The sequence below is a fragment of the Nitrospira sp. Kam-Ns4a genome (assembly GCF_965152595.1).
On the sequence record NZ_OZ224218.1, the window covers coordinates 3,351,501 to 3,364,988 of the forward strand.

The window sequence follows — 13,488 nt, forward strand, 5'->3', positions numbered from 1 at the left end:
CCTCGGGGTCCACGGTCGTCTATGGAATCTCACCGGCATAAATGCCCATGACCGTGGCCAGGAATTTGAGCGCCTCCGGCTTCGGGCGCTGGAAGGAATTGCGCCCGATGATCGAGCCGAAACCGCCCCCGTCTCGGATCGCCCGGACTTCCTCGAAAAACGTCTTGTCCTCGCTCTTGGGTCCGCCTGAAAAGATCACGATTCGCCGGCCGTCGAAGGCGCTCTGCACGACGTGCCGGACCCGCTCGGCCAGGGTCTTGATCGGAACTTGCTGGGCCTCGTACACCTTGCGGGCCGCTTCCTGCTCGAGGTGCGCGGTCGGGAGCTTGACCTTCACGATGTGGGCGCCGAGCTGGCACGCGATCTGGGCCGCGTAGGCGACGACGTCCACGGCGGTCTCCCCCTCCTTGCTGAGCTGGGACCCGCGCGGGTAGGACCACACGACCACGGCGAGCCCATGGGCCTTCGCTTCCTCGGCGATCGCGCGGAGCTGCTGGTACATGGTCGTGCAGTGCGCCGAGCCCGGATAGATCGTGAAGCCGACGGCGGCGCAGCCGAGCCGCAGGGCGTCCCGCACGCTGCCCGTCACCGACGGGAGTGGGTCCTTGTCCTCGTGCAGGAGGTCGTGGTTGTTCAGCTTGAGGATCAGCGGCACGCGGCCGGCGTACTCCGCTGCCCCGGCTTCTAGGAACCCCAGGGGCGCCGCGTAGGCGTTGCACCCGGCCTCGATCGCGAGCTCGAAGTGATAGTGCGGATGGTAGCCCGGCGGGTTCGGGGCAAAACTGCGGGCCGGGCCGTGCTCGAACCCCTGATCCACGGGAAGGATGACCAGCCGGCCGGTCCCGCCCAGCTTGCCGTGGTTCAACAGGCGCGCGAGGTTCATGCGCGTGCCCGGGTTGTCGCTGCCGTACCAGCTCAGGATCTCTCGAACGCGATCGCTCATGCTCACCCTCCTGACCGGAACTCAGGCCCCGTTATGATGTCCGCTTGCCCTGAATGAACTGCTCGGCCGTCTCGACGTCCTCCCGGCTCCCGATGAGCAGGGGGACGCGCTGGTGCAGGCCGGCCGGCTCGACGGCGAGGACCCGGTGCGTCCCCGTGCTGGCGCGCCCGCCGGCCTGCTCGACCACCATCGCCAGCGGATTGGCTTCGTACAGCAGGCGCAGCTTGCCCTCCGGCTTGTCCGTCTCCGCGGGATAGAGGTAGATGCCGCCGCCCAAGAGGATCCGGTGGACATCCGCCACGAGGCAGCCGGAATACCGGCCGGCATAGGGACGGCCAGTCGTCTTGTCCGGAGTCTTCAGCCAGTCCAGGTAGCGTCGGGGGCCCGCCGGCCATTTCTGCGCGTTGCCTTCGTTGACCGCGTACACCTTCCCCCGAGTCGGCATCCGGATGTCCCGGTGGGAGAGGAGGTATTCGCCCACCTCGGGATCCAGCGTGAACCCGTGCACTCCCTGCCCGGATGTGTACACCAGCATCGTGCTCGACCCGTAGAGGAGGTACCCAGCGGCCACCTGCTCCGTGCCGCGCCGCACCAGCTCCGCTTCCGTCGGCAGCCGGTCCTTGCCCTTGTGGCGGAGCACGGAGAAGATCGTCCCCAGCGGCATGTTGACGTCCGTGTTGGCGGAGCCGTCGAGGGGATCGAAGAGGAGCATGTACTTGCCGTGCGGCCAGTTCTCGGGAAGCTGGACCGGCTTTTCCATCTCCTCGGAGGCTAGGGCGCAGACGAGCCCGCTGTATTGAAAAACCTTCAGGAACGTCTCGTTGGCCAGCTCGTCCAGCTTCTTGACAGCCTCGCCCTGGACATTGACCTCCCCCGTCACCCCCAGGATGTTGATCAGGCCGGCCCGGCGGAGGTCGCGGGCGAGCAGCTTGCCGACCAGGCCGATCTGCGCCATCAGCGCGGAAAACTCTCCGGTCGCGCCCGGGTGCACCGCCTGGTTTTCGATGATGAAACGGGTCAGGGTGACGGGAAACGGGCCCATGCCAGCACCTCGCAGACGGAATGCACAATTATAGCGGTTTCACGGTGGACGGGCAATCAAACGCGTTCACCGGGACCCATCCCCGTAGCCCTCGATCAGGTCCGCGACGACCGAGCCGATGATGACCTTGGCCTGCATGCGCAAGGGAACGTGTCTGTCGTCATTGGTGAACCAGACCCGGATGTTTCCTTCGTTGAGGAAGATCCCCTGGAAGGGCATCACGACCAGCACCCGGATCGCCTCCCGCTCCCCCCAGGCGCCTGCCACGCGCTCGATGCCCTCGACCCGTACCTCCAGCCGGTAGTTCTTCTTGTCGTGGTGAACGTTCAGGAAGATCGAGTCGCCGGGCCTGAGGGACGGCAGGCTCCGGACGTAGTAGAGGCAAGAGAGCGCGTCCTGGGTATCCGGCTGGATGGGAATCACGTCTGTAACCCCGTCCTTGATCGATGTGACGACACCCTGGTCTTGGCGGAACGTGAGGTCGAACTCGTTCTTCCGCTTGCCCTCGCGCCGGTGAAAGATCAGCCGCCGTGGCGCGAGCGTAGCGGCATCCACGATGGATTCCACCCGGTTGTCCACCGGATAGAACCGCGAGAGGAAGGGGGTGGACCAGGCCCTGGTGAGCAGTTCCAGTTGCGCCGGCTCGCCGGCGAACGGGTGTGCCCGCACCTCCATGACGGCCGTGCCGGCCCGCAGGTTCAGCCAGGAGAGCGCGTAGATGAAGCGCTCTCCACCGGAGAAGGGCCGCGACGAGACGGGCTGAGCCGGCGCAGGCCGGACCGCATCGCCTCGGGGGGCCGCCACCGCGGAAGGAGGCGCGGCCAGGCTCGTGACGACGAACAGAGAGAGCGCGGCGCGCCGGCTCAGCCGACGCCGATCAGGCCCCCAGGGCACGACGCGCCTCGTCCAGGTGGGATTCGATCAGCGTCTGAATGGCCGAAAGACGCTCCGGCGTCGAGGCTTCGAAACGCAACACCAAGGCCGGCTGGGTGTTCGAGGCCCGGATGAGCCCCCAACCGTCTTCGAAGATCACGCGGACGCCGTCAATGATGACCACGTCCCGGATCGCCAGGCCGTCCTTGCCCGGCGCACGGCCCAGCCGGGCGAACTCGACAAATCGCTCCTGAACGCGCCGAACCAAGTCGAACTTGATCGAGTCCGGGCAGTCCACGCGGATCTCCGGCGTCACGCAGGTCGGCGGCAGATCGGCGACCAGCGTCGAGAGCGGCTTGCCGGCCCGGGCGAGAATCTCGACCAGCCGGCAGGAGGCGTAGATCGCGTCGTCGTAGCCGAAGTACCGGTCGGCGAAGAACATGTGGCCGGACATCTCCCCGGCCAGAACGGCCGCTTCGGCCTTCATCTTGGCCTTGATGAGCGAGTGCCCGGTCTTCCACATGATCGGACGGCCGCCGTGTTTGCGGACATCGTCGTAGAGGGTCTGGGAGGCCTTCACTTCCGAGAGAATCGTGCTGCCCGGCCGGGCGGCGAGAATATCGCGGGCAAAGAGGACCATCAGGCGGTCGCCCCACAGAATCTCGCCCCGCTCGTCCACCGCGCCGATGCGGTCGGCATCCCCATCGTAGCCGATCCCGACGTCGGCGCCCGTCTGCCGGACGGTGCGGATCAGGTCTTGGAGATTGGCGACCACGGTCGGATCAGGATGGTGGTTGGGGAACCGCCCGTCCAGCTCGCAGTACAGCCCCGTCACCCGGCAGCCTAATTGCTCCAAGGCCGGCTTGGCGGCGAGCGCGGCGGCGCCGTTTCCGCAGTCAATGACCACGTGGAGCCGCTCCGCACGGACGGCGGCGAAGGTCTGCTTGAGGAAGGCCAGATAGTCGGGGATCAGCGGGCGGCTGGTGACCGTGCCCGCCCCCGAGCTGAACCGACCCGCCTCCATGACCCGCCGCAGCTCCTGGATCTCTTCGCCGTGCAGCGCCTCCTTGCCCACGCAGAGCTTGAACCCGTTGTACTCGGCGACGTTGTGGCTGCCGGTGATCATGACGCCTCCGTCCACCGGTTGGGTGAACAGCGAGAAATACAGGACCGGCGTCGGGCAGGCCCCGATGTCCACGACGTTCAGCCCGCCGGCGGTCAGGCCGCGCACGAGCCGATCTCGCAGGACCGGGGAGCTGGCGCGGCCGTCCCGCCCGACCGCGACGGTCTTCACACCCTTGTCCCGGCCCAGCGTAGCGAAGGCCCGGCCGATGCGCTCGGCGATCTCCTCCGTCAGCTCCTGACCGACGATCCCTCGGATGTCGTATTCGCGAAACAGCGTCATCTTTGCGCAGCAACCAGCGAACAGCTCACAGCAAGGAGCTCAGCGCTATTGGCTACTCGCTATTGGCTTCTCCCGTAATCGTCCTGGAGCCGGACGATGTCGTCTTCGCCCAGGTAGGGCCCGTTCTGGACCTCGATGACGTGCAGCGGCTCCTGCCCCGGGTTCTCCAAGCGGTGCGGCGTCTCCCGGGGAATCGCCGTGCTCTGGCCCACCGCCAGCTCGTACACACGCCGCCCGCAGGTGACGCGCGCCCGGCCAGCAATGACCACCCAGTGCTCGCTGCGCCGGTGATGGAGCTGCAACGACAGCCGGCCGCCCGGGCTGACGGTCACCCGCTTCACCTTGTAGCCCGGCCCCTCCTCCAGCACCGTGTAGGAGCCCCAGGGTCGGAACACCGTGCGGTGCTCCAGATGCTCGGGGGCGCCCCGCCGCTTCAGGATCTCGACCACCCGCTTGACATCCTGCGCGCGCGCCTTCGGGCAGATGAGCGTGGCGTCCGGCGTGTCCACGACCACCATGTCGGACAAGCCGAGCGTCGCCACCAGCCGCCGGTCCGCGTAGACAATCGAGTTCCGGCTGCCAAGGTCCACCACGTTCCCGCTGAACACGTTCCCGGCCCCGTCGCGTGGCGCCACCTCCTCCAGGCTGCTCCAGGTCCCGACGTCGGACCAGGCGAAGTCCACGGGGATCATCGCCGCGCAGGACGAACGCTCCATGACGCCCTGGTCGATCGAGAGCGGCGGCAACCGTCGGTACACCGGCGCCAGCCGCGCGGCCGTCGCCCCGCCCCGCGCAAGCTCGCCGAGTTTCCGGAGCGCTCCCGCGAGCGCCGGTTGCAGTCGCTTCAGCTCTTCCAGAATCACGCTGGCGCGCCAGACGAAGATCCCGCTGTTCCAGTAGTAGTGCCCCGCACGCAGGTACGTCGCCGCCGTCGGGGCGTCGGGCTTCTCCACGAAGCGCGCCACCCGGTAGCCGGTCAGCCCGTCTCGGGTCGCGAGCCGGTGGGCGAGGTCGGGCCGGATGTAGCCGTACCCGGTCTCGGGCCTGGTCGGGCGGATGCCGAACGTGACCAGATGGCCTCGCGCAGCCAACTCCGCGCCCAGCCGGACCGCGGACTGGAATCGCCGGGCCCCCTTGATGACGTGGTCCGCCGGCAGCACGAGCATGATCGCCTCGGGGTCGCGGCCGGCCAACGTCACGGCGGTCAGGGCGATCGCCGGCGCCGTGTTCCGGGCCTCCGGCTCGACGATGAAATGCCCCTGCAGCGCATCCTTCCATTCTCCGAGCTGATAGCGGATGGACTCGGCCTGGACGGGCGTCGTCGAGAGAAAGACCCGGTTGACGGGCACACAGCGCAGCACGCGCCGCATGGTCTGCTGGATCAGCGTCTCGTCGCCGATGATCCGCAGGAGCTGCTTGGGGTAGAGCTGCCGGCTCAGCGGCCAGAAGCGCGTGCCGCTGCCGCCAGCCATGATGACGGCATACAGATGAGAATTGGTGCGGGGCCTCGTCATTCGCCGCAGTCGTCGTTTACCGCGCGTCGCGCGTCATGCGTGGCTCGCAGGAGAGGGCCTTCCTCACGCCCCACGCCTCACAGGCTTGCCTGCTTGCGCCGCCAGGATCAGGTCGGCCACCTCCCGGACCGCCCCCTCCCCACCGCGCCTCCGGCAGAGATAGTGGACCGCCTTCCGGACCGCCGGGACGGCATCGGCCGGGGCCGCCGCAAATCCGACCGCCCGGAGCGCCTCCAGATCATTGATGTCATCGCCCATGTAGGCGACTTCGTCCAGCGTCAGCCCGTGACGGGCCGCCATCGCGCGGAGCGCCCCGAGCTTGTCCCGGATCCCCTGATGGACCTCGGGGATCGCGAGCTTTTCGGCGCGCCGCGCGACCAGCTTGGTCTCCTCCATCGTCACCAATGCCGTGACCAGGCCCGCCTGCTGGAGCAGCTTGATCCCCATGCCGTCCCGCGTGTTGAACTTCTTCCACTCGTCGCCCGACTCCGCATAGTACATGCCCGCATCGGTGAGCACCCCGTCCACGTCGGTGGCGAAGAGGCGGACGCGCCGGAGCGTCCGCGTCAGGGACGCGCGCCCGTCCCGGCGGCTCGATCGGTTGGGTCGTGGGGTTGACATGGAAACCCGAATCGGCTCGGGGCGATCTTAGCAGAGCCTTCCGCGGAACGCCAACCATCAGCGGTACGGACGCCCGACAGAACAACGGCCGGCCGCACTCAGGGTCGTGCGCCGCGTGCGCCCGTCAGGGCGCCAAGGTCGGCCTCGACCATCTCCTGGACGAGGGTCTGGAACTTGACTTGGCAGGTCCACCCGAGCCTCTGCCTCGCCTTGGTGGCGTCCCCGAGCAAGGTCTCGACCTCGGCGGGACGGATGAGCTGGGGATCCACGACGACGTAGTCGCGATAGTCCAGCCCGACGCACGCGAAGGCGGCCTCGGCGAACTCCCGGACCGAGTGCTGCTCCCCTGTCGCGATGACGTAGTCCTCCGGCTCATCCTGCTGCAACATCAGCCACATAGCCCGGACGTAGTCCCGCGCGTGCCCCCAGTCCCGCCTGGCGTTCAGGTTGCCGAGTCGTAGCTCCTTGGCGAGCCCGAGCTTGATCCGGGCCGCGTGCGAGGTGATCTTCCGCGTGACGAACTCGAATCCGCGCCGCGGGGACTCGTGGTTGTACAGGATGCCGCAGGCAGCCTTGATCCCGTACGCCTCCCGGTAGTTCCTGGTCAGGTGAAACCCGGCCACCTTGGAAATGCCGTAGGCCGAGCGCGGATGAAAGGGCGTGGCTTCGTTCTGGGGGACCTGCGCGACCTTCCCGAACATCTCGCTCGAGGCGGCGAAATAGAACCGGCAATCCGGGGCACAGTCCCGGAGCGCAGCCAGCACATAGTGGGTCCCGTTGATGTTCGCGTTCAACGTGGAAAACTCGTCCTCGAACGAATAGGTCACGAAGCTCTGGGCGGCCAGATGATAGCACTCATCGGGCTTCACCGCCTGGAACACGCGGTAGATGCTCGGCAGGCTCTCCATCGAGGCCGCGTGCAGGCGCAGCCGATCCCTGAGGTGCAGGATGCGCCAGAGCCGGTGCTCCGGATCCTCGATCGCCACGCGGCGGACGATCCCATGGACCTCGTACCCCTTCTCCAGCAGCAGCTCGGCCAGGTAGGACCCGTCCTGCCCCGTAATGCCGGTGATCAGCGCGCGCTTCATCGAATCCCCTCCGGCAGCAGACCGCGAAAATAGCAGGCAGCGAGCCGCCAAGGCTTCGCAGCGTCATGGGCTGTCGGCTAGTGGCTGGCGACAGCTTGCTCTTTCATGAACCGGGCTAGCGCATCCCTCCAGGGCGGTAGCGGACCGACGGCCTCGGCCAGCCGTGATCCACCCAGGACCGTGTAGGGCGGCCGCGCAGCGGCGCGCCGCGCCTCCGCGGTGGTGATCGCCCGGACGGGCACCGACAGACCAGCCAGATCCACAATCGCGCAGGCAAACTCGAACCAGGTACAGTCGCCGGAGCCCGCCGCGTGGACGATCCCGCGCAGGTTGGTCTTCAGGAGACGATGGATCGCCTCGGCCAAATCCCGAGCATAGGTGGGGCTGCCCCGCTGGTCCGCCACGACCCGCAGCTCCGGCTGCTCGCGGGCCAGGCGCAGGACGGTGGAGGCGAAGTTCTTGCCCTGCACCCCGTACAGCCAGGAGGTCCGGACAACCAGGGTATCCGGACAGACAGCCAGAGCCCGCCGCTCGCCTTCCAGCTTGGATCTCCCGTAGGCGTTGAGCGGATTGGGCTCGTCCGACTCGACGTAGGGTGCGCTTTTCTTCCCGTCGAAGACATAGTCGGTGGACAGGGCGATGAGGCGAGCCCCGACCTCCGCAGTCGCCCGGGCCACCCGCTCCGTCCCTTCGGCGTTGACCGCCATGGCTTGCGCCGGCTCCCGTTCCGCCCCCTCCACGTCGGTGTAGGCCGCCGTATGGATGACCACTTCCGGTCTCGCCGCTCGGATGAGGCCCTCGACCTCAGGCTTGAGGATATCGAACTCGGGCCGGATGCCGAGCGTCAGCTCATGGTCTTTCAGCGACCGTCGCAGTTCGTGACCGAGCTGGCCCCCCGCGCCGGTGATCAGGATCCGCACGGAACGCCGTCCTTGAGCCGGTCCCGGTACATCCGCTCGTAGTAGGCGCGGAACTCGCCGGACTTGATCTTCCGCCACCACGTCTCGTGCGTCCGATACCAGTCCACGGTCGCGCGCAGCCCTTCCTCGAACGGCACCGTCGGCGCCCACCCGAGGCGCCGAAGCCGGCTGCAATCCACCGCGTACCGGCGGTCGTGCCCCGGGCGATCCTGGACGAAGCGGATCAAGGACGTGGGCTTGCCGAGGTACTGAAGGATCAACCCGGCGACGACGAGGTTTTCCCGCTCGTTGCCCCCGCCGACGTTGTAGACGCCGCCCGGCTCGCCGTGATGCAGCACGTGCTCGATCGCCGCACAGTGATCGAAGACGGAGAGCCAGTCGCGGTGATGGCGGCCGTCGCCGTAGAGCGGCAATGGCTGCTCGTCAATCGCGTTGGTGATGAACAGGGGAATAAACTTCTCCGGATACTGGTTGGGGCCGTAGGTGTTGCTCCCGCGGGTGATGAGGACCGGGAACCGGTAGGTCGTCCAGTAGCTTTGGACGAGGAGGTCCGCGCCCGCCTTGCTGGCCGCGTAGGGGCTCCGCGGCGCGAGCGGATCGTCTTCCGTCGACGAGCCGGACTCGACGCTCCCGTACACCTCGTCGGTGCTCACCTGAAGAAACCGCGACACTCCTGCCTGGCGCGCGGCCTCCAGCAGGACGGCCGTTCCGACCACGTCGGTCCTGGCGAAGCTGTTCGGATCCAGGATAGACCGGTCCACGTGCGTCTCCGCGGCGCAATTGACCACCGCCTCGATCCCGCGCTCGCGGAAGACCCGCGCGACGATCTCCGCGTCACAGATGTCTCCGCGCACGAAGGCATAGTCCGGGTGCCCGGCGAGGTCGGCGAGATTGTCGAGATTGCCCGAGTAGCGGAGCGCGTCCAGGTTGACGACCCGATGGCCCCCGACCACTAGCCGCCGGACGAGGTGCGAGCCGATGAACCCCGCCCCGCCCGTCACCAAAATGCGCATGGAATCGTCTCTCGTCTCGCGTTATTCGTGAATCGAGGCAAGAAGAAGCTGGTCATTTACGCTTCATGATCGAGTTTGTTGGCCCCAGTCCGGGCCACGAGCTGGTTCGCGTGGAGCAGCGACTCGACCGTGCCGGCGTCGGTCCACCAGCCGTCCAGCACGTCCCAGGTAAGCTGCCCGGCCTCGATGTAGGCGTTGTTGACGTCGGTGATCTCCAGCTCGCCACGCTGCGACGGCTTCAGCGTCTTGATGATGTCGAAGACCCGGGCGTCGTAGAAATAGATCCCCGTGACCGCATAGGGCGAGGCCGGACGTTCGGGTTTCTCTTCGATCTTCACCACCCGGTCTCCTTGCAAGATCGGCACGCCGAACCGCTGGGGATCCTTCACTTCCTTGAGGAGAATCTTGGCCCCCACCTTCTGCTCCCGGAACGCCCGCGCCGCCCGGAGGATGTTGCGCTCGATAATGTTGTCGCCGAGGATGACGCAGACGGGCTCCCCGTCCGCGAAGTGCTCCGCAAGCCGGAGGGCGTCGGCGATCCCGCCCTCGCCCTCCTGGTACGTGTAGTCCAGATGGTTCAGGCCGAACTCCTTGCCGTTTCCCAACAGCCGGAGGAAATCCCCCGCGTTGTTCCCGCCCGTCACCAGCAGGATCTCCCGCATCCCCGCGTTCACGAGCGTCTGGATCGGGTAATAGATCATCGGCCGGTCGTAGACGGGCAACAGGTGCTTGTTCGTGACCTTGGTCAGGGGGTAGAGGCGGGTTCCGAGCCCGCCGGCCAGCACGACACCCTTCATCACAGGAGCCCTCGGCGACGCACTCTCAGCGAGAGGTTCATGGGATCAGAGAGCCTGACGAAAGTACTCAATCGTCTTGACGAGGCCGTCCTCCAGCGTCACCGCCGGTTCCCACCTGAGCAAGGCCCTGGCCTTGCGGATGTCCGGCCGGCGCACCTGGGGGTCATCCACCGGCAGCGGCAGATGCTGCAGCTCGCTGCGGCTTCCCGTCAGCTTCAGGATGAGCCTCGCGATCTCCCGGACCGTCAACTCGCGGGGATTCCCGAGATTGACCGGCTCGTGCACGCTCTCGCGCGCCGGGCCCGACCGGGCCGTCAGGAACCCGCGGTCCGTCCGCTCCTCGACCGGCCGGTCCGACTCGATCATCAGCAGGGCGATGACCCCGCGGACCAGGTCATCCACGTAGCAGAAGCTCCGCGTTTGGGTGCCGTCCCCGAAGACCGTGAGCGGCTTGCCCTCCAGCGCTTGGACGATGAAGTTCGAGACGACCCGGCCGTCGTTCGGCCGCATGCGGGGGCCATAGGTGTTGAAGATCCGCGCGATCCGCGTGTCCAGCCCATGATACCGGTGGTAGGCCATGGTCATGGCTTCGGCAAATCGCTTGGCCTCGTCGTAGACTCCGCGCGGGCTGATCGGATTCACGTTGCCCCAGTAGGACTCCGGTTGCGGGTTCACCAGCGGGTCGCCGTACACCTCCGATGTGCTGGCCAGGAGAAACCGCGCCCCCTTGGCCTTGGCCAAGCCCAGCGCCTTGTGCGTACCGAGCGCGCCGACCTTGAGCGTCGCGATGGGCATCTCCAGGTAGTCCTGGGGGCTGGCAGGGGACGCGAAATGCAGCACGGCGTCGAGCGGGCCCTCGACGTGCAGGTAGTCGCACACGTTGTACTTCACGAAGCTGAAGCGGGCGTGCCCCAGGAGATGGGCGACGTTCTCGACGCGGCCGGTGCTGAGGTTGTCCATGCAGACCACCTCGTGCCCCTGCCCAACCAGGAGGTCGCAGAGGTGGCTCCCCAGAAACCCCGCCCCGCCGGTAATGAGGATGCGCATCCACACCCGCCTGACACGTCACATCCGGCGGCGGAGCAACCCGCCGCCCGGAATGCAGAAGATACGCGAAGACTCCGCCGGGACGCAAGCGTAATGTGCCGCGGACGGCGCCGTCACCCGCGTTCCTCGATCACACGCCGGTACACCGCCACCGTCTCGCGCGCGGTCCGGTCCCAAGTAAACTGCGCGGCGCGGCCTAGCCCTCGCTCCCGCAAATCCCGCCGCAAGGCTGGATCCGACAAGACCCGCTCGATCGCCTTGGCGAATCCCTCCGTATCCGAGGGATCCACCAGCAGCGCGGCGTCCCCGGCGACCTCCGGCAGCGAGGAGGCGTTGGAGCTAATGACCGGACACCCGCACGCCATCGCCTCCAGCACGGGGAACCCGAAGCCCTCATACCGAGAGGGGAACACAAAGACAGTCGCGCGCTGGTACAGCTCGATCAGACGGGGCTCACTGACCACGCCGGTCAACCGGGTCTGCCCCGCGATGCCGGCCCGACTCACCCGTTCGCGCACATCCGGCCGGCGCCGGAAGTCCCCGGTGAGCACCAGATCGTGCAGGTCCCGGAGACCCTTGGGGAGCCGAGCGAAGGCCTCGATCAACATTTCCACGTTCTTGGTCGGATCGGCTCCAGCCACGCAGAGGACATAGGGCCGCGAGGCTGAGGGGGAGGTTTGTGGTGAGACGGGCCGAAAGCGCTCAAGGTCCACCCCCGGGTACACGACGGTGATCCGATCTCCCGGAAGGCCCACCCGTTCCATGAGGTCCTGTTTGGAGCAAGCGGAGTCCGTCAGGATATGGTCCATCTGCGCCCAGCGGTCACCCACGAGCCACCGCTCGACGAGGCCCCCCAGGCTTCGGCTCCGGCTCAGCTCGCCGAAGAGCAGCGGCTTGACGTCGTGGACGGTGACGACGAACTTGCCCCGCTTCCACGCCACCGCCGAGTCATAAGGGAAATGCAAAATATCGTGGGGGCCGACCAGCAGCGGCGCGACCTGCTCCCAGACCCGCCGCTTGAAGATCGGAAAGCGGATCAGCCGATGGCGCACGTTCGGCCGTGGGGAGAAGCCGCCCGCCGAGACCGGCGCGAGGATCTCATAGTGGTTGTGCAAATCCACCCTGCCCAGCGCCTCGATCAGCCCGCGCGCATAGCGGCCGAGACCGACGTTGAAATGGCTCAGGTGCCAGGCGGCAATGACGATGCGCAATCCTCAGCTCCGCGCGCGGGCGAACCCGCGCAGCTCCGACCAGGTCACGGCTCGGTCCAGGAGGAGGCAGCCGGCCCCTATCGTGTTGATCGCGAGCCACTGGCTCCCGTGCAACAGCGTGGCATAGGCCGCCGCCTGTGTGGGATCAGTGCCCGCCACCAGCGTGAGCCCCGCCACACAGAATCCATGGAACGTCCCCACGAACCCCGGCGCCGACGGAATCGCGATGCCCAGCAGGACCACTACGAACACCAGCGAGGACTGCACGATCGTCAGGCCAAGGTGAAATCCCTCAGCCAAGACGTGGAAGGACACGATCCCGACGCCCCAGACGAGCAGAGAGAGCCAGATCGCGTGCCACGTCTGGCGCCCACGCAGCGCGCACAGGCCTTCAATAAACCGGCGAAACAGGTCGAGCCCGCGTCGCCTCCAGGCAGGACCGTCTCCGGCAGCGAGGCGTTCCGCTTTCTCGTGAATCACCCCCTGGAACCGTCCGATCAACAGCAATCCCGCCACGAAGCCGATGCTGAGGAGCAGCCCCGCCAGCCCGACCTGCCGGAAGACCGCGCTGCCCGGGCCGGCCAACGGCGGCGAGAGCAGCAAAGCCAGCCCGAGGACGGCCACCAAGGCGATCACATCCAGAATCCGCTCCAGCACGATGCTAGCGAACACGACCGGAATCGGCCTGGCTTCGTTCCGTGCAAAGATCCAGGCCCGCACGATCTCCCCCAACCGGGCCGGCAGCACGTTGTTGGCCATAATCCCGATGAAGGTGGCGGACACGAGGGACCGGAGAGCGACGGCGCCTCCATTGTCGAGGAGATACCGCCACCGAATGCCCCGGATGACGAGGCTCATCACCCCGGCAACCACGCTGAGCCCGACCCAGGCCAGATGGACCTGGCCTATCTCCTGCATCAGCCCACGCAGATCTACCCCTTTGAACGCATACCAGAGGAGCACCGCGCTGATGATGCTGCCTAATAGAAGCCCCGCTACGGCGCGGCTACGCAC

General features: G+C 67.2%; 13 protein-coding genes. All 13 read right to left on the bottom strand.

Annotated features, from left to right (window positions below; all coding sequences use genetic code 11):
• Positions 1-19: 19 nt before the first annotated feature.
• The 13 genes from ACWHYQ_RS16790 to ACWHYQ_RS16850 all read right to left on the bottom strand — a co-directional run bounded on the left by ACWHYQ_RS16790 (position 20) and on the right by ACWHYQ_RS16850 (position 13,488).
• Positions 20-943, bottom strand: coding sequence for a class I fructose-bisphosphate aldolase (locus ACWHYQ_RS16790; protein ID WP_447973254.1), 924 nt, complete (start codon positions 941-943; stop codon positions 20-22).
• Between the two features lie 31 nt (positions 944-974).
• Positions 975-1,985, bottom strand: a complete 1,011-nt coding sequence (fbp, locus tag ACWHYQ_RS16795; RefSeq protein WP_447973255.1) for a class 1 fructose-bisphosphatase — start codon at positions 1,983-1,985, stop codon at positions 975-977.
• 66 nt (positions 1,986-2,051) lie between these two features.
• Positions 2,052-2,879 carry a DUF3108 domain-containing protein gene (locus ACWHYQ_RS16800; protein WP_447973256.1) on the bottom strand — a complete coding sequence of 276 codons (828 nt, stop codon included), beginning with the start codon at positions 2,877-2,879 and terminating at the stop codon, positions 2,052-2,054.
• Complete coding sequence (locus ACWHYQ_RS16805) at positions 2,863-4,263, bottom strand: phosphomannomutase/phosphoglucomutase (RefSeq protein WP_447973257.1); 1,401 nt, start codon at positions 4,261-4,263, stop codon at positions 2,863-2,865. Before ACWHYQ_RS16805 ends, ACWHYQ_RS16800 begins: the two co-directional genes overlap by 17 nt.
• A 59-nt stretch (positions 4,264-4,322) precedes the next feature.
• On the bottom strand, positions 4,323-5,777 hold the full coding sequence (locus ACWHYQ_RS16810; protein WP_447973258.1) for a mannose-1-phosphate guanylyltransferase/mannose-6-phosphate isomerase: 1,455 nt from the start codon (positions 5,775-5,777) through the stop codon (positions 4,323-4,325).
• A 63-nt stretch (positions 5,778-5,840) separates the two neighbouring features.
• Positions 5,841-6,398: a KdsC family phosphatase gene (locus ACWHYQ_RS16815; RefSeq protein ID WP_447973259.1), complete on the bottom strand. Its 558-nt coding sequence runs from the start codon at positions 6,396-6,398 to the stop codon at positions 5,841-5,843.
• A gap of 98 nt (positions 6,399-6,496) precedes the next feature.
• A complete protein-coding gene (locus tag ACWHYQ_RS16820) occupies positions 6,497-7,486 on the bottom strand; it encodes a GDP-mannose 4,6-dehydratase (RefSeq protein WP_447973260.1) in 990 nt (329 codons plus the stop codon).
• A 77-nt stretch (positions 7,487-7,563) separates the two neighbouring features.
• Complete coding sequence (gene rfbD, locus ACWHYQ_RS16825; RefSeq protein WP_447973261.1) at positions 7,564-8,406, bottom strand: dTDP-4-dehydrorhamnose reductase; 843 nt, start codon at positions 8,404-8,406, stop codon at positions 7,564-7,566.
• Positions 8,394-9,419: a dTDP-glucose 4,6-dehydratase gene (gene rfbB / locus ACWHYQ_RS16830; RefSeq protein ID WP_447973262.1), complete on the bottom strand. Its 1,026-nt coding sequence runs from the start codon at positions 9,417-9,419 to the stop codon at positions 8,394-8,396. Before rfbB ends, rfbD begins: the two co-directional genes overlap by 13 nt.
• 56 nt (positions 9,420-9,475) lie before the next feature.
• Positions 9,476-10,216: a sugar phosphate nucleotidyltransferase gene (locus ACWHYQ_RS16835; RefSeq protein ID WP_447973263.1), complete on the bottom strand. Its 741-nt coding sequence runs from the start codon at positions 10,214-10,216 to the stop codon at positions 9,476-9,478.
• Positions 10,217-10,261: 45 nt separating this feature from the next.
• Positions 10,262-11,263 (bottom strand): UDP-glucuronic acid decarboxylase family protein, encoded by a 1,002-nt coding sequence (locus ACWHYQ_RS16840; RefSeq protein ID WP_447973264.1) that lies wholly within the window; start codon positions 11,261-11,263, stop codon positions 10,262-10,264.
• 113 nt (positions 11,264-11,376) lie between these two features.
• Positions 11,377-12,474 carry a glycosyltransferase family 4 protein gene (locus tag ACWHYQ_RS16845; RefSeq protein ID WP_447973265.1) on the bottom strand — a complete coding sequence of 366 codons (1,098 nt, stop codon included), beginning with the start codon at positions 12,472-12,474 and terminating at the stop codon, positions 11,377-11,379.
• A gap of 3 nt (positions 12,475-12,477) precedes the next feature.
• Positions 12,478-13,488: a lysylphosphatidylglycerol synthase transmembrane domain-containing protein gene (locus ACWHYQ_RS16850; protein ID WP_447973266.1), complete on the bottom strand. Its 1,011-nt coding sequence runs from the start codon at positions 13,486-13,488 to the stop codon at positions 12,478-12,480.

What these genes read in the sequence shown, in the direction of transcription:
- ACWHYQ_RS16790 (WP_447973254.1), bottom strand. Translation starts at nt 943, where the DNA reads ATGAGCGATCGCGTTCGAGAGATCCTGAGCTGGTACGGCAGCGACAAC.
- fbp (WP_447973255.1), bottom strand. Translation starts at nt 1,985, where the DNA reads ATGGGCCCGTTTCCCGTCACCCTGACCCGTTTCATCATCGAAAACCAG.
- ACWHYQ_RS16805 (WP_447973257.1), bottom strand. Translation starts at nt 4,263, where the DNA reads ATGACGCTGTTTCGCGAATACGACATCCGAGGGATCGTCGGTCAGGAG.
- ACWHYQ_RS16810 (WP_447973258.1), bottom strand. Translation starts at nt 5,777, where the DNA reads ATGACGAGGCCCCGCACCAATTCTCATCTGTATGCCGTCATCATGGCT.
- ACWHYQ_RS16815 (WP_447973259.1), bottom strand. Translation starts at nt 6,398, where the DNA reads ATGTCAACCCCACGACCCAACCGATCGAGCCGCCGGGACGGGCGCGCG.
- ACWHYQ_RS16820 (WP_447973260.1), bottom strand. Translation starts at nt 7,486, where the DNA reads ATGAAGCGCGCGCTGATCACCGGCATTACGGGGCAGGACGGGTCCTAC.
- rfbB (WP_447973262.1), bottom strand. Translation starts at nt 9,419, where the DNA reads ATGCGCATTTTGGTGACGGGCGGGGCGGGGTTCATCGGCTCGCACCTC.
- ACWHYQ_RS16835 (WP_447973263.1), bottom strand. Translation starts at nt 10,216, where the DNA reads ATGAAGGGTGTCGTGCTGGCCGGCGGGCTCGGAACCCGCCTCTACCCC.
- ACWHYQ_RS16840 (WP_447973264.1), bottom strand. Translation starts at nt 11,263, where the DNA reads ATGCGCATCCTCATTACCGGCGGGGCGGGGTTTCTGGGGAGCCACCTC.